Source organism: Vibrio sp. Y20_XG_PY13 (assembly GCF_024181925.1).
Lineage (GTDB): Bacteria > Pseudomonadota > Gammaproteobacteria > Enterobacterales > Vibrionaceae > Vibrio > Vibrio parahaemolyticus.
Genome location: NZ_JAMZAL010000015.1, coordinates 46,642 through 65,378, shown reverse-complemented (window position 1 = coordinate 65,378; position 18,737 = coordinate 46,642). Strand labels below are relative to the sequence as shown.

At 46.9% G+C, this 18,737-nt stretch carries 16 protein-coding genes; 8 read left to right on the top strand and 8 right to left on the bottom strand.

The window, feature by feature from the left end:
• Window positions 1-458: 458 nt before the first annotated feature.
• Genes hemG through NL646_RS21710 form a run of 3 tightly spaced genes read right to left on the bottom strand, consistent with a single transcriptional unit; the run spans window position 459 to window position 3,123 of the window.
• Window positions 459-986, bottom strand: a complete 528-nt coding sequence (hemG, locus tag NL646_RS21720; protein ID WP_025541797.1) for a menaquinone-dependent protoporphyrinogen IX dehydrogenase — start codon at window positions 984-986, stop codon at window positions 459-461.
• Between the two features lie 9 nt (window positions 987-995).
• Window positions 996-2,453: a TrkH family potassium uptake protein gene (locus tag NL646_RS21715; RefSeq protein ID WP_253664681.1), complete on the bottom strand. Its 1,458-nt coding sequence runs from the start codon at window positions 2,451-2,453 to the stop codon at window positions 996-998.
• Between the two features lie 46 nt (window positions 2,454-2,499).
• Window positions 2,500-3,123, bottom strand: coding sequence for a YigZ family protein (locus NL646_RS21710; protein ID WP_253664680.1), 624 nt, complete (start codon window positions 3,121-3,123; stop codon window positions 2,500-2,502).
• Between the two features lie 257 nt (window positions 3,124-3,380).
• Here NL646_RS21710 and fadB point away from each other — a divergent pair, with 257 nt between their 5' ends.
• From fadB to NL646_RS21695, 3 genes are all read left to right on the top strand, one after another.
• The gene (fadB, locus tag NL646_RS21705; protein WP_005481023.1) at window positions 3,381-5,552 is read left to right on the top strand and encodes a fatty acid oxidation complex subunit alpha FadB; all 2,172 of its coding nucleotides are present in this window, start codon (window positions 3,381-3,383) and stop codon (window positions 5,550-5,552) included.
• A 15-nt stretch (window positions 5,553-5,567) separates the two neighbouring features.
• Window positions 5,568-6,743 (top strand): acetyl-CoA C-acyltransferase FadA, encoded by a 1,176-nt coding sequence (gene fadA / locus NL646_RS21700; RefSeq protein WP_021449038.1) that lies wholly within the window; start codon window positions 5,568-5,570, stop codon window positions 6,741-6,743.
• A 238-nt stretch (window positions 6,744-6,981) separates the two neighbouring features.
• Window positions 6,982-7,962, top strand: coding sequence for an MDR family oxidoreductase (locus NL646_RS21695; protein WP_253664679.1), 981 nt, complete (start codon window positions 6,982-6,984; stop codon window positions 7,960-7,962).
• Window positions 7,963-8,037: 75 nt separating this feature from the next.
• Here NL646_RS21695 and NL646_RS21690 read toward each other — a convergent pair whose 3' ends face one another.
• Complete coding sequence (locus NL646_RS21690) at window positions 8,038-8,979, bottom strand: LysR family transcriptional regulator (RefSeq protein WP_025611500.1); 942 nt, start codon at window positions 8,977-8,979, stop codon at window positions 8,038-8,040.
• A 165-nt stretch (window positions 8,980-9,144) separates the two neighbouring features.
• On the bottom strand, window positions 9,145-9,327 hold the full coding sequence (locus NL646_RS21685) for a hypothetical protein (RefSeq protein ID WP_005458692.1): 183 nt from the start codon (window positions 9,325-9,327) through the stop codon (window positions 9,145-9,147).
• Window positions 9,328-9,459: 132 nt separating this feature from the next.
• On the opposite strand from NL646_RS21685, the gene tusA reads away from it, so the two are divergent.
• Complete coding sequence (gene tusA / locus NL646_RS21680; protein ID WP_005426051.1) at window positions 9,460-9,708, top strand: sulfurtransferase TusA; 249 nt, start codon at window positions 9,460-9,462, stop codon at window positions 9,706-9,708.
• Window positions 9,709-9,752: 44 nt separating this feature from the next.
• On the opposite strand, the gene NL646_RS21675 is transcribed toward tusA, so the two are convergent.
• Both NL646_RS21675 and NL646_RS21670 read right to left on the bottom strand, forming a co-directional pair.
• Window positions 9,753-10,013 (bottom strand): hypothetical protein, encoded by a 261-nt coding sequence (locus NL646_RS21675; RefSeq protein ID WP_005497541.1) that lies wholly within the window; start codon window positions 10,011-10,013, stop codon window positions 9,753-9,755.
• A gap of 206 nt (window positions 10,014-10,219) precedes the next feature.
• Window positions 10,220-10,774 (bottom strand): TMEM165/GDT1 family protein, encoded by a 555-nt coding sequence (locus NL646_RS21670; protein ID WP_005458690.1) that lies wholly within the window; start codon window positions 10,772-10,774, stop codon window positions 10,220-10,222.
• Window positions 10,775-11,255: 481 nt separating this feature from the next.
• Between NL646_RS21670 and glyQ the strand changes: the two genes are divergently transcribed.
• The 4 genes from glyQ to NL646_RS21650 all read left to right on the top strand — a co-directional run bounded on the left by glyQ (window position 11,256) and on the right by NL646_RS21650 (window position 18,026).
• The gene (gene glyQ, locus NL646_RS21665) at window positions 11,256-12,173 is read left to right on the top strand and encodes a glycine--tRNA ligase subunit alpha (protein ID WP_005458688.1); all 918 of its coding nucleotides are present in this window, start codon (window positions 11,256-11,258) and stop codon (window positions 12,171-12,173) included.
• A 13-nt stretch (window positions 12,174-12,186) separates the two neighbouring features.
• Window positions 12,187-14,253, top strand: coding sequence for a glycine--tRNA ligase subunit beta (glyS, locus tag NL646_RS21660; protein ID WP_253664678.1), 2,067 nt, complete (start codon window positions 12,187-12,189; stop codon window positions 14,251-14,253).
• 217 nt (window positions 14,254-14,470) lie between these two features.
• A complete protein-coding gene (locus NL646_RS21655) occupies window positions 14,471-16,555 on the top strand; it encodes an alpha-amylase (protein ID WP_253664677.1) in 2,085 nt (694 codons plus the stop codon).
• Between the two features lie 217 nt (window positions 16,556-16,772).
• Entirely contained in the window at window positions 16,773-18,026 is a 1,254-nt protein-coding gene (locus tag NL646_RS21650) for a valine--pyruvate transaminase (RefSeq protein WP_029803695.1), read from the top strand.
• Window positions 18,027-18,110: 84 nt separating this feature from the next.
• Here NL646_RS21650 and NL646_RS21645 read toward each other — a convergent pair whose 3' ends face one another.
• Window positions 18,111-18,548: an Hsp20 family protein gene (locus NL646_RS21645; RefSeq protein ID WP_005458680.1), complete on the bottom strand. Its 438-nt coding sequence runs from the start codon at window positions 18,546-18,548 to the stop codon at window positions 18,111-18,113.
• Window positions 18,549-18,737: the final 189 nt, after the last annotated feature.

Sequence of the window (18,737 nt, the reverse complement as noted above, 5' to 3'; positions counted from 1 at the left end):
TTTAAGATTTTGTTCGGCTCAATGAATACTGAACATTACATAAAGTAATGTTTGAATTGACTGTGCTGAATCCGAAGATTCAATGGTCACTTCGTTTCATTGAAACCTAATTTGATACCGAGGTATCGAATTGGATTATCATCAACGAGTGCCCACACAGATTGATAGGTCTATATTGTTAAAGAGCTTTTCCTGTTGAGCTTTGCTCAAAACAGGACGGCCATTTTAGCGAGTTAAAGTTTAGTGTCAATCACTTTTTTCAAACTTTCTTCAAGCGTTTCCGCTTGGCTAATTTGGCTTGCTAACCTCGACTTCGTTTCTTTCGAAGCGTTGCCGTGTCAGCGAGGTGGCATTATAGAGATTGCGATCACATTGGCAAGCCCTTTTTCACGTTTTTTTTGATTTTTTTATCGTTCGGATGAAATTGCAGCAAAACCACTTAAAAGAGCACGTTATTTCTACAGTTCTTTGAATTTATCCGCGAAAAGAGCCACTTTTTCCCAGTTGGTGTACTCCACTTCTTTAGTCGTGTCCGTTTCACCACCAGTCATCGACATAATGAACTTGATCATCATTTTGTCGAACCAACCGTAGCGCGGATAATAAAGGGCACCAGCGAAGACTCCAATTAATGTTGGCTTCCAAGGAGATTTGATTAGGAACTTACGAATGTAGGCACTTCCTTCTGGGGTATCTTTCCCTTGGTCTTCTTTACGGGCGGTTAAGTTCACACAGAAGAAAGCCACTTTATTCTGTTCTAGCTGAGTGAGGTTGCGTTCAATAAATTGGTATAGCTTATTATTTAGGTGACCATAACGAATAGAGGCACCAATGAGCACTTTTTCATATTGGCTGAAATCCATCGTCTCTACATTATGTAAATCCACCAGCTCACATTCAAAGTCTGTTAATTGCTCTTCTATATAGTGGAAGATTTTTTTGGTTTGCCCTTCACGAGAAGAGTATAGAAATAATGCTTTTGCCACGATTTCCCCTTAACTACGCCAAAACGTCGGCGTGAGTAGAATAAGTAAGGTAAATATTTCCAGACGACCAAATAGCATGGAGACGATCAGCACCCATTTCGCTTTGTCGTTTACATCACCAAAGTGAAGTGCGACTTCGCCCAATCCAGGGCCAAGGTTGTTGAGTGTCGCTGCTACGGCAGAGAATGCACTTAACTCGTCCATGCCTGTTGCAATCAAACCCAACATACATACCACAAACACTAACGCGTATGCTGAGAAGAATCCCCATACAGCATCGACCACACGTTGAGGTAGTGCACTACCACCCACTTTGATGGTGTAAACCGCACGAGGGTGAACCAAACGTTTAAGTTCACGCGCACCTTGTAAGGTAAGAAGCAGAATGCGGATCACTTTCATACCACCACCGGTCGAACCTGCGCATCCTCCTATAAAAGAGGAGAACAGTAACAGTACTGGCAAGAACAATGGCCAATCTGCAAAACCGGTTGTGGTGAAACCTGCGGTTGTCGAGATTGAGACAGTTTGGAACAATGCTTGGTCAAACGCATCATAAGGTGATGTGTAAGAGTGGTGCTTCAATAGTAGTAAGAAGCAAACCAAAAACAGTAACACCTGAATAAAGATGAATGCGCGGAACTCTGGGTCTTTCCAATAATACTTAGGATGAACCCCACCAGAGGCAAATGCCGCAAAGTGCAGAGTGAAGTTACAAGCAGAGATCAGCAAGAACACCACGGTAATCAGGTTAATCGCGTAACTGTCGAAGTAGCCCATGCTGGCATCGTGAGTTGAGAAGCCACCAATCGCAATAGTAGAGAAGCTGTGGCTGATGGCATCAAACGGCGTCATGCCCGCGAGCCAAAAAACAACCGCACAAGCGATTGTCAGGCTTAAATAGATGTACCACAGCGCTTTTGCTGTCTCGGCTATGCGCGGGGTCATTTTGGTATCTTTCACTGGACCCGGAATTTCTGCGCGGTACAACTGCATCCCACCGATACCCAACACTGGCAAAATAGCGACCGCAAGTACGATGATCCCCATCCCACCAAACCATTGTAGAAATTGGCGGTAGAACAAAATCGCTTTAGGTAACTCGTCAAGTCCGACAATAACGGTCGCCCCTGTCGTAGTTAAAGCAGAGAAGGATTCAAAAAAAGCGTCAGTCACAGAAATGTTGGGATTATCTGCGATTAAAAATGGAAGCGAACCCGCGCTGCCCAAAACCGTCCAGAAAAGAACAACAATAAGAAAGCCATCACGTGATTTGAGCTCATGTTTATGCCGACGGTTAGGAAACCAACACATCGCTCCACAAAAAAGCAGCACAAAAAAAGTCGTGACAAAAGGTACACCAGCGCCGTCTCGATAAAGAAGCGCAACCAGTGCGGGTGCCAACATGGTGACACTAAAAAGCGCGAGCAAAAGCCCGACGATTCGAATAATTGAACGAAATTGCATGGATTGATTGACTAGCGAAGCTGTCCCTGTTGCTTCCTGGTTTTCATTATTGTCCGTCGAGTGGGGTTACAATTGCCTTTGCCCCACTTTTATTGATGATAGCTTGGGTAAACGCGCTCACTTCACGAAGCTCAATTTCCACCACTAATATTACCTGATCGCTATATTCAGCAGCGACTTCTACCGCACCAAATTGAGGCATGATCGACTGTGCGATAGGCATAAACCCATAGTCTAACGTTAGTCTGAGTTTTGTGGTTATTTTTTTCTCAATAGTTTGAAGCAGCTTGAGAGCTTGCTGCACCCCGCCGCCGTAAGCTTTAACTAAACCGCCAGTACCAAGCTTGATGCCCCCTGAATATCGCGTCACTACCGCAGTGATTTCTCCCACGCCAGAGCCCGATAGCTGCGCCAAAATTGGCTTGCCAGCAGTCCCGGACGGCTCGCCGTCATCGCTAAAGCCCCATTTCATTGAATCTTCAGGTCTGCCCGCTACGAATCCCCAGCAATTGTGTCTTGCATCCGAGTGTTTGGCTTTAATTTGATCAACAAACGCCTTCGCCGCATCAACGCTTGGCGTGTGTGCGAGGTAGGTAATAAAGACACTTTTTTTGATTTCTTCTACAAACAGAGCTGGCGCTGAGGGAATCAGATAAGGCTGGTCATTCATAGCATTAGGTCAATGTTTACTTTGCTCGAAGTCTATCACGAGAGTGAATTCAGAGTCGCATAAGATCTGCCACAGCGCACAATGTTAAACACTTGTTTAAAAAATGTATTGAAATTAAACAATCCGCGATCCAAACTAACTTTACTGGTCAAACCAGAATAAGAATAAACGACTTCCTCGATACTTATTTGCCGACGAATTCAGCACTAACAATAGGTATACAGACAATCCACGATTGTATGTCATGGAGATAGACAATGATTTACCAAGCCGACACCCTACAGGTAAAGGAAATACAAGATGGCATAGCAGAGCTGAGCTTCTGCTCCCCTAAATCCGTAAACAAGCTCGACCTAGCAACGCTAGAGTCTCTCGATAAGGCTCTTGATGCGTTGACTTCACATCAAGGTCTAAAGGGCTTAATGCTCACTTCAGATAAAGATGCGTTCATCGTTGGCGCAGACATCACTGAATTCTTGGGCCTCTTCGCTAAAACAGACGCCGAGCTCGATCAATGGCTACAATTTGCCAATAGCATCTTCAATAAACTAGAAGACTTACCCGTTCCGACAATCTCAGTACTTAAAGGTCACACACTTGGCGGCGGCTGTGAATGCGTACTGGCTACCGACATGCGTATCGGTGACAAAACCACCAGCATTGGCCTACCAGAAACCAAACTGGGCATCATGCCAGGCTTTGGTGGTTGTGTGCGTTTGCCGCGTGTTATCGGTGCAGATAGCGCGATGGAAATCATCACGCAAGGCAAAGCATGTCGTGCAGATGAAGCATTGAAGATTGGTTTATTGGATGCCGTGGTTGAAACTGATGCGTTGTATGAATCCGCATTGCAAACACTGACTTCAGCTATCAACGAAAAGATCGATTGGCAAGCACGTCGTAAACAAAAAACCTCGCCACTGACACTCAGCAAGCTAGAGTCGATGATGAGCTTCACAATGGCAAAAGGCCTAGTGGCACAAGTAGCCGGTCCACACTACCCTGCGCCAATGACTGCAGTTATTACGATTGAAGAAGGCGCACGCTTTGCGCGTAACGAAGCACTCGACATTGAACGCAAATACTTCGTTAAACTCGCGAAATCAGAAGAAGCCAAAGCTCTGGTTGGTCTGTTCCTCAACGACCAATACATCAAAGGCATCGCGAAAAAAGCGGCGAAATCAGCAAGCAAAGACACTGAGCGAGCAGCGGTATTAGGTGCAGGCATCATGGGTGGTGGCATCGCTTACCAATCTGCGCTGAAAGGCGTGCCAGTATTGATGAAAGACATCGCCCAACCATCTCTCGATTTAGGCATGACCGAAGCGTCTAAACTGCTAAACAAACGCCTTGCTCAAGGTCGTATCGACGGCTTCAAGATGGCGGGAATTTTGGCATCAATTACCCCAAGCCTACATTACGCAGGCATCGAAAACTCAGATGTGATTGTTGAAGCCGTTGTCGAAAATCCAAAAGTAAAAGCAACGGTACTGAGCGAAGTCGAATCGCACGTTGGTGAAGACACCGTCATTACATCAAACACATCGACGATTCCAATCAACCTATTGGCACAATCACTTAAACGCCCAGAAAATTTCTGTGGTATGCACTTCTTTAACCCTGTGCATCGCATGCCTTTGGTTGAAATCATCCGTGGTGAGAAAACTTCTGATGAAACCATCAACCGCGTAGTGGCTTACGCAGCGAAAATGGGTAAATCCCCAATCGTCGTGAACGACTGTCCGGGATTCTTCGTCAACCGCGTATTATTCCCGTACTTTGGCGGTTTCAGCATGTTGCTTCGTGACGGTGCAGACTTCACTAAAGTCGACAAAGTCATGGAACGCAAATTTGGCTGGCCGATGGGCCCGGCGTACTTGCTTGATGTAGTCGGCATCGATACTGCGCACCACGCACAAGCGGTGATGGCAGAAGGTTTCCCTGAGCGAATGGGTAAACAAGGTCGTGACGCGATTGATGCTCTATTCGAAGCCAACAAATACGGTCAGAAGAATGGCAACGGTTTCTATAGCTACACCATTGATAAAAAAGGTAAGCCTAAGAAAACCTTCACTGAAGATATCTTGCCAGTACTGGCAGACGTCTGCGCGGATAAACAAGAGTTCGATGAGCAGACCATCATCCAACGTATGATGATTCCGATGATCAACGAAGTGGTGCTGTGTCTGCAAGAAGGCATTATTGCAACTCCTCAAGAAGCAGATATGGCGCTGGTTTACGGCCTTGGTTTCCCTCCATTCCGCGGCGGTGTATTCCGCTACCTAGACAGCGTAGGTATTGCTGAATTTGTTGAAATGGCAAAACAGCACGCTGATCTAGGCGCGATGTACCATGTTCCGCAAATGTTGATTGATATGGCGGCGAAAGGCGAAAGCTTCTACGGCGCGCAACAGCAAGGTTCTATCTAAGGAGGGATTCCCAAAATGACTAATCAAACCAGAAACGTTGTCGTAGTCGATTGTCTACGTACCCCAATGGGTCGCTCTAAAGGTGGTGCTTTCCGTCATACTCGTGCAGAAGACCTTTCTGCGCACCTAATGAAAGGCATTCTGGCACGCAACCCGCAAGTGAACCCAAGTGAGATTGAAGACATCTACTGGGGCTGTGTGCAACAAACGCTTGAGCAAGGCTTTAACATCGCGCGTAATGCAGCGCTGCTTGCTGGCCTACCAATTGAGATTGGCGCAGTAACCGTGAATCGTCTGTGTGGCTCATCTATGCAAGCCCTGCATGATGGTACTCGTGCAATCATGACAGGTGACGCGGAAATTTGCCTGATCGGTGGTGTCGAGCACATGGGTCACGTACCAATGAACCACGGTGTAGACTTCCATCCTGGCATGTCGAAAAACGTCGCCAAAGCCGCTGGCATGATGGGTTTAACCGCTGAAATGCTTGGTAAGCTTCATGGTATCAGCCGTGAGCAACAAGATGAGTTTGCGGCGCGCTCTCATGCTCGTGCTCACGCAGCAACATTGGAAGGTCGCTTTAAAAACGAAATCCTACCAACCGAAGGCCACGCAGCAGACGGTACGTTGTTCCAGTTAGATTACGATGAAGTGATTCGTCCAGAGACCACCGTTGAAGGTCTGTCTCAACTTCGTCCGGTATTCGACCCAGCGAACGGTACTGTAACAGCCGGCACGTCTTCCGCTTTATCTGATGGTGCATCCGCAATGCTGATCATGAGCGAAGAGAAAGCCAATGAACTTGGTTTGAAGATTCGCGCACGAATCAAAGGCATGGCGATCGCAGGTTGCGATCCATCCATCATGGGTTACGGCCCTGTACCTGCAACGCAAAAAGCGCTGAAACGTGCAGGTCTTGCAATTGAAGATATGGACGTTGTCGAGCTAAACGAAGCGTTTGCAGCGCAATCTCTGCCATGTGCGAAAGACCTAGGTCTGCTTGAGGTGATGGACGAAAAAGTGAACCTGAATGGCGGCGCGATTGCTCTAGGTCACCCATTGGGTTGTTCTGGTGCACGTATCTCAACAACACTTATCAACCTAATGGAAGACAAGGACGCCAAATACGGCCTTGCGACCATGTGTATCGGTCTTGGTCAGGGTATCGCTACTGTCTTTGAGCGCCCGTAGCCCTTAACATCACCAGTTAGGTATCAACCAATACCAGCAAAATTTGGTATTACACTTAAGGCGGCATCTTATGTCGCCTTTTCTTTTATCAGGCACCCTACAATTTATGCACAAAACGCATAAATTAGATGATGAAGTTTCATTTTATTCATAAATAAAGAAGGCATACACTTACAGGCAGTTAATGGCTTGCTGCTCGTGGCATTCCTGCCGCGCTATCGCACACTCGGAGAACCTTATGTTTAATGCTCTAGTTCTAAACCAAGAAGACAAACGTACTATCGCAAACATCGAACAAATCGATGAAACACAACTGCCGGAAGGCGACGTACTGATTGACGTTGATTACTCATCGTTAAACTACAAGGACGGCCTTGCGATCACAGGGAAAGGTAAAATCATCCGCAACTTCCCAATGGTACCAGGCATTGATCTAGCGGGTACGGTCGTAAGCTCTGACGATGCACGCTACCAAGCAGGCGATAAAGTCGTTCTTACTGGCTGGGGTGTCGGCGAAAACCACTGGGGCGGTATGGCGCAACGTGCTCGTCTAAAAGCGGATTGGTTGGTTCCTCTACCAAAAGGCGTAGACAGCAAAAAAGCAATGATGGTCGGTACAGCTGGCTTTACCGCAATGCTGTGTGTTCAAGCTCTGCTGGATGCTGACATCAAACCAGAAGCTGGCGAAATCCTTGTCACTGGCGCCAGTGGCGGCGTAGGTTCGGTGGCAGTGACGCTTCTGGCTCAACTGGGCTACAAAGTGGCAGCCGTTACTGGTCGTGTTGAACAAAACGGTCCACTTTTAGAAAAACTGGGCGCAAGTCGCATCATCGACCGTGTTGAATTTGAAGAGCCTGCACGCCCACTAGAAAAACAAATTTGGGCTGGCGCAGTCGACACCGTTGGCAGCAAAGTGCTAGCGAAAGTATTGGCGCAAATGGATTACAACAGCGCCGTCGCGGCGTGTGGTCTTGCTGGCGGTTTTGACCTGCCAACCACAGTAATGCCGTTCATCCTACGTAATGTGCGTCTGCAAGGTGTGGATTCCGTGATGTGTCCAACCGAAAAACGCATCGCAGCGTGGGAAAAACTGGTTGAGCTACTACCAGACAGCTACTTCGAGCAAGCGTGTACTGAAGTAGAGCTCGCTGAAGCGCCCAAATACGCCGAAGATATTACCAACGGCCAGGTAACCGGTCGCGTAGTCATCAAGCTGTAGCTATAAAGCTATCGTTATCAAGCTACAAATCAGCACTTCACGTAAAAAGAGCCAGCGTTGCTGGCTCTTTTATTATCAGTTCAATCCCATGTCTTCGATTCGCTTCGCAATCAGCCTGCTGCACTCTTCACGCACAACGGAGCGCAGCCATTCTTGAGCAGGAGAATGCTCACAGCGCGCATGCCAAATCATCGAATAATCAAAAGGCGTAAATTGGAATGGCAACGGTTTTACGACTAGGTCATAGCGCTCAGCAACCAGATACGCCAAATCTGCCGGAACGGTAATGATGATAGGTAGTGTATCCACAATCGCCAGCGCAGCTTCTAAATGGTACGCACGCAGCACCATTTTGCGTTGCGGCTTGTCGATCAAAGCTTGCTCAATCAACGCTTTCACTCCGTCACTGATGGCAATCATCGCGTGAGGGTGGCTCAAATAGTCGTCCAAACTCATCTCTTGATTCGCCAAAGGATGCTGTTTGGACAGTAAACACAACACGCCAACGCGACCAAGAATCTCGCTACGCAGCGGCTCTACGGGGCCAGTTGGGCGACAAATGGCAAGATCGGCCCCTTCATAAGTCAACTGATCGGATAAACGGTCATGCTGCAAAGGCAAAAAGTTAAACGACACATTCGGCGCTTCTTGATAAATGCGCGGTAAAGCAAACGGCAGGATAGTTTGCATAGCGTAGTCCGTGGTCGCGATGGTGAACGTCTGATCGCACTGCTGAGGATCGAACTCGACGGGCGACAATAATTGGCGCAGCGATTCCAACGGTTCACCTAAAGAGCGATCAATTTCTAGCGCTTTTGGGGTTGGGATCAAGTGCTGACCTTGGCGCGTAAACAGCGGATCGCCAAGCAGATCGCGTAATCGCCCTAACACACGACTCATCGCCGATTGGCTTAAATTAAGGCGAGTTGCCGCCTTACTGACGCTGCTTTCTTCAATCAGTACACGCAACGCGACTAATAAATTCAGATCTCGGCGATAGATGTCTTCTAGTTCCACGATTTGCCACTTACAATGCGAGGGTTTTATCAAATTGTACTCTTCAGGCAAAAAAAATCCCGCCTTTCAGCGGGGAAGCCCAAGAAAAATGGGGATAGTGTCGGAATGAAGTGTTGGTAAAAATAGGTGAGCGGTATTGTTCATGTTTGATTGAGGCAAGAGGCGCTAATTCTCTTGCTCTGATGCACCTGACCATTTGTGCATCTCAATCCAAATCCCAATAATGGTTGCACTCATGCCTGCTAAAGGCATCAATGAGGTTTCAGCTGGCGTTCTAAGTACCAATGCACAGAACGAGATAAAACACAGCACTGAGTAAATCGTGAGTCTGTCTAACGCTGTTAACATCGCCTCTCCTTGCCAGTTGTTACCAAATTGTTAATTTAAGGTAAAACAAAAAAATCCGTTTGCCAAGTGGTTATTGAATATTTTTTCAACGAACGTAAAATTCACCGCTAAGTTAGTTACGAGAATCACACTATGAGCTTTAATCCTGAACTGGCAACAAAGACGTTAGAGGCGGAAGGACTGCGCTGCCCAGAGCCAGTGATGATGGTCAGGAAGACAATTCGCAACATGCAAGATGGTGAGGTTTTGCTAGTAAAAGCGGACGACCCATCGACAACTCGAGATATTCCGAGTTTCTGCCGCTTTATGGATCACCAGTTGATTGCAGCGCAAACAGAACAACTGCCTTATCAGTACCTGATTAAGAAAGGTTTGGAATAATCTCAGTGAGATCAAAAACGGCAGCCCAGTGGGCTGCCGTTTGTTTATTCGTCATATTCTAGTGTGCGAACTTCAGATTGGAGTTTGTTAAGTTGTTTCTGCATCGCACGTATTTCTTCATGCATTGGAATAATGTGCGCCACCCGAATCCACGCTTCAACCGTCAAGCCAGTAAGAATGAACGTCCCTGCCACAATCGGCAACCACATATCAGTCAGTACCATCGCTAACAAGCACAGCGCCAAACCAAAGGTGAATAAATAACTCTGACTCTTTGGGGTCATCCCCATGTAACGTGTAAGCATAAACTTGCCCTCTCGCTATCATTCACACCATTAAACTACCATGACAAGTATGACACTAATATGTCATCCGTCACGCTACGGAGCGATTTTAAGTCAGAGTTTGAGCTGCGCCACTAATTCGCTAGTTATTGATAATTCGCACCATTTTAACGATTGTTCGCAGATAACGTTTTTCCTTTTCAGGCTACTTTATCTGCTTCAAACCATTAAAAGAAGGCCGCACCAATCGCCAACAACACGAATAAAATAGCGGTTACTTTACGGATCAAACCCAATGGCATCTTGTCTGCTGAAAGCTTACCAATCAACACCACTGGCACGTTGGCCAACAGCATACCAATGGTCGTGCCAAGTATGACCCAACTCAGCGCATCCGCGTATTGCGCGCCTAGAATGGAAGTCGCAATCTGAGTTTTATCACCGATTTCAGCGACAAAGAAGGCAATAAAGCTGGCAATGAATGGTCCACGATTCGAGATCTCTTCGTCGTCATCCAGTTTGTCTGGGATCAGAACCCAAGCGGCCATGGCAACAAAACTGACCACCAGCACCCATTTTAAAACATCAGGAGATAGATAGTCGGCCACTACCACACCTAACCATGCAGCTAAAGCGTGGTTGGCAATGGTCGCCAAAAAGATGGCTGCAATAATTGGAATGGGTTTGCGGTAACGACTGGCAAGTAATAGGGATAGCAATTGGGTCTTATCGCCAATTTCTGCTAACGCCACAGTAGTAATTGAAATAGCTAAAACGCTCACGACATGCTCATTGGGGCGGGATAATTATTTTAACCATAGACAAACCTCACGCCCCACCCCGGTTCGTGATGATTTGTCTAAGGTCTTGCTAAACTTGAAAGGCTTCAAGTCTCGAACGCCATGGTGATTTTGCACCAATTATGTTGACGAACGAACCGGATGAAACAGAGACTTCATCAGGTAAGCTACTCCCCAAAGACAGGCGCAATTCTAGCCACCTTTGTTGCTCATCACAAGAGCCAAAGCAGGTGAAAACTCCCTTTTAGGAAAAATACAGCAGATAACGCGGTAAAAATTCATTAAAGGAGAAAATTGCCCACGAATTAATCAAGATTAGCTCTACTCCCATGCTCAATATCTGGTTATACTTGATTGTTATTTTATTCAACCGTAATTACTCTTTATCGCCCTTGTTTGAGTTGAAAAACTCGGCATACGAGACGAATTAATGAGTAACTAGAGAATCGCGCGAACCTGACTTATGCAAAAATACGATATCAAAACCTTCCAGGGAATGATCCTCGCGCTGCAGGATTATTGGGCTCAAAATGGTTGTACCATTGTTCAACCGCTAGATATGGAAGTGGGTGCGGGTACCTCTCACCCAATGACCTGTCTACGAGCGCTTGGCCCAGAGCCAATGTCGACAGCTTACGTACAACCTTCACGTCGTCCTACTGATGGCCGTTACGGTGAAAACCCTAACCGTCTTCAGCACTACTACCAATTCCAAGTAGCGCTAAAACCATCGCCTGACAATATTCAAGAGTTGTACCTTGGCTCCCTTGAAGTTCTTGGTATTGACCCACTTGTACACGACATCCGTTTCGTAGAAGACAACTGGGAAAACCCAACACTAGGCGCATGGGGTCTAGGCTGGGAAGTTTGGCTAAACGGCATGGAAGTAACTCAGTTTACTTACTTCCAACAAGTTGGCGGCCTTGAGTGTAAACCAGTGACTGGTGAGATCACTTACGGTATCGAACGTCTAGCAATGTACATCCAAGAAGTAGACTCGGTTTACGACCTAACTTGGAACATCGCGCCAGACGGCAGCAAGGTAACTTACGGTGACATTTTCCACCAAAACGAAGTTGAGCAATCAACTTACAACTTCGAACACGCAGACGTTGATTTCCTATTCAGCTTCTTCGACCAGTGTGAAAAGGAATCGAAAGAACTACTCGAGCTAGAAAAACCGCTACCTCTGCCTGCTTACGAGCGCATCTTGAAAGCGGCACACGCGTTCAACTTGTTAGACGCACGCAAAGCAATCTCTGTTACAGAGCGTCAACGTTACATCCTGCGCATCCGCAATCTGACTAAAGCAGTAGCAGAAGCATACTACGCATCGCGTGAAGCTCTTGGCTTCCCAATGTGTAAGAAAGAACAAGCGTAAGGGGTAGAGTAACATGGCAAAAGAATTTCTAATCGAGCTAGGTACAGAAGAGCTACCACCAACGCAACTTCGTACTCTAGCTGAAGCATTCGCAGCAAACTTCGAAGCAGAACTAAAAGGTGCTGAGCTTGCTCACGAAGGCGTAAAATGGTTCACGGCACCTCGTCGTCTTGCATTAAAAGTCGCAGCATTGGCAGAAAGCCAATCAGACAAAGTTGTTGAAAAACGTGGTCCTGCGGTTTCTGCAGCATTTGACGCGGAAGGCAACCCGACCAAAGCAGCTCAAGGCTGGGCACGCGGTTGTGGCATCACTGTTGACCAAGCTGATCGCATGGTAACCGACAAAGGCGAATGGCTACTGTTCAAACAAGAAGTGAAAGGTCAGCCAACGTCTGAGATCGTAGTTGAACTTGCAGCAAAAGCACTAGCCAACCTACCTATCGCAAAACCAATGCGCTGGGGTAACAAAACGACTCAATTTATCCGTCCAGTTAAGACGCTAACCATGCTAATGGGCAGCGACCTAATCGAAGGCGAGATCCTAGGCGTAGCATCAAGCCGCACTATTCGTGGCCACCGCTTCATGGGTGAAAAAGAGTTCACTATCGATTCTGCTGAGCAATACCCTGCAATCCTAGAAGAGCGCGGTAAAGTCATGGCAGATTACGAAGCGCGTAAAGCAATCATCCTAGCTGACGCACAAAAAGCAGCAGCAGCGGTTGGCGGTATCGCTGACCTAGAAGATGACCTAGTCGAAGAAGTAACGTCTCTGGTTGAATGGCCAGTAGTTCTAACAGCGAAGTTTGAAGAAGAGTTCCTAAAAGTGCCTTCTGAAGCGTTGGTTTACACTATGAAAGGTGACCAAAAATACTTCCCTGTTTACGATGAAAACAAGAAGCTACTACCTAACTTCATCTTCGTATCGAACATCGAATCAAAAGAGCCTCGTTACGTAATTGAAGGTAACGAGAAAGTGGTTCGTCCTCGTCTTGCTGACGCAGAGTTCTTCTTCAACACAGACCGTAAGCGTCCGCTTATCGACCGTCTGCCTGAGCTAGAACAAGCGATCTTCCAACAGCAACTGGGTACGATCAAAGACAAAACAGACCGCATCACTGAACTTGCAGGCTACATTGCTGAGCAAATCGGTGCTGACGTTGAGAAATCAAAGCGTGCTGGTCTACTAGCAAAATGTGACCTAATGACCTCAATGGTATTCGAATTCACGGATACTCAAGGTGTGATGGGTATGCACTATGCTCGTCACGACGGTGAAGCAGAAGAAGTTGCAGTCGCGCTGAACGAGCAATACATGCCTCGTTTCGCAGGTGATGAACTGCCATCAAACGGCGTTTCAACCGCAGTTGCAATGGCAGACAAGCTAGACACTATCGTAGGTATCTTCGGTATTGGTCAAGCACCTAAAGGTTCTGACCCATTCGCACTACGTCGCGCATCTCTAGGTGTACTACGTATCATCGTTGAATACGGCTACAACCTAGATCTTGTTGACCTAGTAGCGAAAGCGAAGTCACTGTTTGGTGAGCGTCTAACCAACGAAAACGTTGAGCAAGACGTGATTGAATTCATGCTTGGTCGTTTCCGTGCTTGGTACCAAGACGAAGGCTTCAGCGTAGACATCATTCAAGCGGTACTAGCGCGTCGTCCAACGAAACCAGCAGACTTCGACCAACGTGTTAAAGCGGTTTCTCACTTCCGTGAACTAGAAGCAGCAGAGTCTCTAGCAGCAGCGAACAAACGTGTAGGTAATATCCTAGCGAAATTCGACGGCGAACTAGCAGAAGAAATTGACCTAGCACTTCTACAAGAAGACGCAGAGAAAGCACTAGCAGAAAGCGTTGAAGTAATGACAGAAGCGCTAGAGCCAGCATTTGCAACCGGTAACTACCAAGAAGCCCTAAGCAAACTAGCTGACCTACGTGAGCCAGTGGATGCGTTCTTTGATAACGTAATGGTAATGGCAGACGACGAAGCGCTTAAGAAGAACCGTCTGACACTGCTAAACAACCTGCGTAACCTGTTCCTACAGATCGCAGACATTTCTTTGCTTCAAAAGTAATTCATTACTCTTCGAAGTGATTAAGAGATAAGCAAAAGGGAAGCGTCAGCTTCCCTTTTTTGTTGCCTTCAAACGGAGATAACCGGTTCTTATTATTCATTTTGTGAACAAGGCAAAAATTTGTAGGGTGAGACGCGTTGAACTTGTTGGTGCAGAGCTCGGATTGTAGAGGCACAGTTTTGCTATAACTGGGTTGTTTATTCGGGGGAAGGACACAATGAAAAAAACAATTCTCGCACTCTCTATCGGCCTACTGAGCGCCTGCAGCCAAATTCCAGAAAATGCCATCGTATTAAGCGTTGGAGACGATACTGCCGTCTTCGAACCAAACTCAGACGGTTTACTCGTCGCAGAGCAAAAACTAGAAAAAGGCAACTACACCTTTACCATTGCCGACAGCAAACAAACCTGTGGTAACAGCTTTGCGCTAGCGGAAGAAAGCCGCATCAAATTCAATACACCATTAAAAATGGATAACTGCGCAACCGACACATCTATGCCGCTGCGCATTTTCAAAGCCAATACCTACCTCTTCACGCTCAATCCAGACACCAATGAGCTAACCGTTAAAATCAAACCAAAACAAAGTCAGGACATCACCTATTCTTGCCCTGTTGCAACCGACACAGCTAAAACCATCAACGTAGCCCAAACCTTTACTGATGGCACTGTTGTTCGTGACGCCTTAACCGGGCAAGAAACCACCGTCGCCAATGGCAGCGTAACCATGCAACCAGGCCCGATGAGCCAAGGTCTATTGCTGTTAGAAGAGGTTGAAACGCAAGCCGATAAACCGTTCAACTGGGATAACGCGACGGTGTACTTCGTCATGACCGACCGCTTCTACAATGGTAACCCAGACAATGACAACAGCTACGGTCGCAGCAAAGACGGCAAATATGAGATTGGTACCTTCCACGGTGGTGACTTAGCGGGTCTAACGAAAAAACTCGATTACATCGAATCACTTGGTGTGAATGCAATCTGGATAACCTCACCACTGGAACAAATCCACGGCTGGGTTGGCGGCGGCGATAAAGGCGACTTTAAACACTACGGCTACCACGGCTACTACCACCAAGATTGGACCAAGCTTGATGCCAACATGGGTACCGAAGATGAGCTGAGAACCTTCATCGATACCGCCCACAAGAAAGGCATCCGAGTAGTCTGGGATGTGGTCATGAACCACACCGGCTACGCCACATTAGCTGACATGCAAGAATTTGGATTTGGTCAGCTTTACCTTGATGACCAAGAAGCCAAACAAGTACTTGGTGAAAAATGGACCGACTGGCAGCCAAAATCAGGACAAAGCTGGCACAGCTTCAACGACTACATCAAATACGGTGATAGTGAAGCGTGGGAAAAATGGTGGGGCAAAGATTGGATTCGCACCGACATTGGCGATTACGATGCGCCGGGATACAACGACATCACCATGTCTTTGAACTACCTACCGGATCTCAAAACCGAATCGACGCAGAAAACCGGACTACCAAACTTCTTCCGCAATAAAAACACCAATGCGCAAGATGAGTTGAAAACCCCACGAGAACATCTGATCACATGGCTATCGGATTGGGTACGTGATTACGGCATTGATGGCTTCCGCGTCGATACCGCCAAACACGTTGAGATGGAAGCCTGGGCAGAGCTCAAAGCAAGTACCACTCAAGCCCTCGCCGAATGGAAACAAAAACACCCCGACAAAGCACTAGACGATCTTCCATTTTGGATGACCGGCGAAGTGTGGGCACACAGCGTGGTGAAGAGCCCGTATTTCGATAACGGCTTCGATTCGATCATCAACTTCGAGTTCCAATCTGACGTGGCTCCAAAAGCGCTAAAGTGTTTCGCTCAACTTGATAATGATTACCGCCGCTATGCAGAACGTATTAACTCCGATCCTGAGTTCAACGTGTTGAGTTACCTGTCTTCGCACGATACTCAACTGTTTTGGTCGGCACGCAGCCGCAGCTTTGATGACCAAGCTCGCGCCGCCAATGCGTTAATGCTGGCACCGGGTGCAGTACAAATCTACTATGGCGATGAGATTGCCCGTGACTTTGGCGTGACTGGATCCGATCCGACCCAAGGTACACGTTCCGACATGCCATGGGACAAGATTCATGGCGAGCGTGAAGACTTACTACAACATTGGCAGAAATTGGGCGAATTCCGTCAACGCCACCCAGCGGTTGCTCAAGGTAAGCACATCACTCGTAATCAAGAAGGCTACTACGCATTCGAACGCCAATACCAAGACGACAAAGTACTGATTGTTTACACTGGCGAATAACCGACTCACTCCACCAGCAAGGGAAGCATTTCGCTTCCCTTTTTTAATTCCAAATCCTCTCCATCTGGTCTGATGACAAACTTTTTTCTTCTTCGAGTAAATTCACACTTTGCGTCGTAATAACATTAGGGTAAGGTCAAGTATTACTCTATAAGCTGATGTTTCGTCAGCAATCAAGACACATAAAGCAATCACAATGAATTAGGTATATGTAAGCATGCAGTTCTCAAAGTTTGGTGAAAAATTTAATCAGTATTCAGGTATTACGCAGCTAATGGACGATTTGAATGATGGCCTACGCACGCCAGGTGCCATCATGCTCGGTGGGGGTAACCCGGCCGCCATTCCTGCCATGCTCGATTACTTTCACCAAGCCAGTGAAGAAATGCTCGCCAGTGGCGAACTCGTCGCCGCGCTCACTAATTATGATGGCCCTCAGGGTAAAGACGTGTTCGTCAAAGCGCTCGCTCAGCTGTTTCGTGAAACATACGGCTGGGACATCAGTGAGAAGAATATTAGCCTGACGAATGGCAGCCAAAGCGGGTTCTTCTACCTATTTAATTTGTTTGCTGGTCAGCAGCCAGATGGTTCGCACAAAAAAGTCCTGTTGCCTATCGCACCGGAATACATTGGCTACGGTGATGCAGGTATCGATGAAGACATTTTTGTTTCGTACCATCCAGAAATAGAGCTACTCGACAACGGCCTATTCAAATATCACGTTGATTTTGAAAAGCTCACCGTCGATGACTCCGTCGCAGCAATTTGTGCATCTCGCCCAACCAACCCAACAGGTAACGTACTGACTGACGAAGAAGTGCGTAAACTGGACAAGTTGGCGCGCGAGAACAACGTCCCACTGATTATCGACAATGCGTACGGCTTGCCGTTCCCGAACATCATTTTTGAAGATGTCGAACCGTTCTGGAATGAAAACACCATCCTGTGCATGAGCTTATCAAAACTTGGCTTGCCGGGTGTGCGATGTGGGATTGTGATTGCAAGTGAAGAAATCACCCAAGCACTCACCAATATGAATGGCATCATCAGCTTAGCGCCAGGCAGTGTTGGCCCAGCATTGGCAAACCACATCATCGCTAAAGGCGATCTACTCAAACTGAGTTCAGAGGTGATTAAGCCGTTCTACAAGCAGAAATCACAACGCGCGGTAGAACTGCTACAACAGGCGATTACAGACAAGCGATTCCGTATCCACAAACCTGAAGGAGCGATCTTCTTGTGGTTGTGGTTTGATGAGTTGCCAATTACGACAATGGAGTTGTACCAACGCTTGAAAGCGCGTGGCGTATTGATTGTTCCGGGTGAGTACTTCTTTATTGGTCAGAAAGACGAGTGGGACCATGCTCATCAGTGCTTGCGCATGAACTACGTTCAAGACGATGAGATGATGCAGAAAGGTATCGCGATTATCGCGGAAGAAGTCGAAAAGGCTTACCAACAAGGTCAGTAAAGCAAACTCCCGCATCAAAGACACAAATTAAAAAGAGCGCCAACTGGCGCTCTTTCTCACTCTATAGGGCAAATAACTTGCTGATTAGTTGCTTTCTAGCAGGTTGTTGCCACCGATAGCAATTTTGCGTGGTTGCATTGCTTCTGGAATTTCACGAACCAAGTCAATGTGTAATAGGCCATTTTCCATTGAAGCGCCAGTCACTTTTACATAGTCCGCTAGTTGGAACTTACGTTCAAAATCGCGCTCTGCAATGCCTTGGTACACGTAGTTTTTGCCTTCTTCTGCTTTACGCTCGCCCTTCACGATCAACATGTTTTCATTTTGAGTTAGATCGAGTTGGTCTTCAGAGAAACCAGCAACTGCCATAGTAATACGGTAGTTGTGCTCATCTTTTTGCTCGATGTTGTACGGAGGGTAACCGCCAGAAGTATTTTTCGCTGTATTCGCTTCCATCAGGTTTAGCAGACGATCAAAGCCAATTGCATTACGGTATAGTGGTGAGAAATCTACGTTACGCATAAATCTATCCTCTTAATTAAGCAATAGTCTTAGTTCGGATGAACTTCATCCTACTGGCGTGTTTATGCAAAAACCGACGCCGAACTAAGAGATTCTTATCATTCCACTGGCCTTGGTTTGGCTCGGAGACATGATATTGAATCTAAAGGTTTAAGTTGTGTGCTAAAACACCATATCCTCTTTTGAGCG

What these genes read in the sequence shown, in the direction of transcription:
- glyQ (WP_005458688.1), top strand. Translation starts at nt 11,256, where the DNA reads ATGCAAAAATACGATATCAAAACCTTCCAGGGAATGATCCTCGCGCTG.
- NL646_RS21675 (WP_005497541.1), bottom strand. Translation starts at nt 10,013, where the DNA reads ATGCTTACACGTTACATGGGGATGACCCCAAAGAGTCAGAGTTATTTA.
- NL646_RS21655 (WP_253664677.1), top strand. Translation starts at nt 14,471, where the DNA reads ATGAAAAAAACAATTCTCGCACTCTCTATCGGCCTACTGAGCGCCTGC.
- tusA (WP_005426051.1), top strand. Translation starts at nt 9,460, where the DNA reads ATGAGCTTTAATCCTGAACTGGCAACAAAGACGTTAGAGGCGGAAGGA.
- NL646_RS21650 (WP_029803695.1), top strand. Translation starts at nt 16,773, where the DNA reads ATGCAGTTCTCAAAGTTTGGTGAAAAATTTAATCAGTATTCAGGTATT.
- fadA (WP_021449038.1), top strand. Translation starts at nt 5,568, where the DNA reads ATGACTAATCAAACCAGAAACGTTGTCGTAGTCGATTGTCTACGTACC.
- NL646_RS21715 (WP_253664681.1), bottom strand. Translation starts at nt 2,453, where the DNA reads ATGCAATTTCGTTCAATTATTCGAATCGTCGGGCTTTTGCTCGCGCTT.
- fadB (WP_005481023.1), top strand. Translation starts at nt 3,381, where the DNA reads ATGATTTACCAAGCCGACACCCTACAGGTAAAGGAAATACAAGATGGC.
- NL646_RS21685 (WP_005458692.1), bottom strand. Translation starts at nt 9,327, where the DNA reads ATGTTAACAGCGTTAGACAGACTCACGATTTACTCAGTGCTGTGTTTT.
- NL646_RS21645 (WP_005458680.1), bottom strand. Translation starts at nt 18,548, where the DNA reads ATGCGTAACGTAGATTTCTCACCACTATACCGTAATGCAATTGGCTTT.
- glyS (WP_253664678.1), top strand. Translation starts at nt 12,187, where the DNA reads ATGGCAAAAGAATTTCTAATCGAGCTAGGTACAGAAGAGCTACCACCA.
- NL646_RS21710 (WP_253664680.1), bottom strand. Translation starts at nt 3,123, where the DNA reads ATGAATGACCAGCCTTATCTGATTCCCTCAGCGCCAGCTCTGTTTGTA.
- NL646_RS21695 (WP_253664679.1), top strand. Translation starts at nt 6,982, where the DNA reads ATGTTTAATGCTCTAGTTCTAAACCAAGAAGACAAACGTACTATCGCA.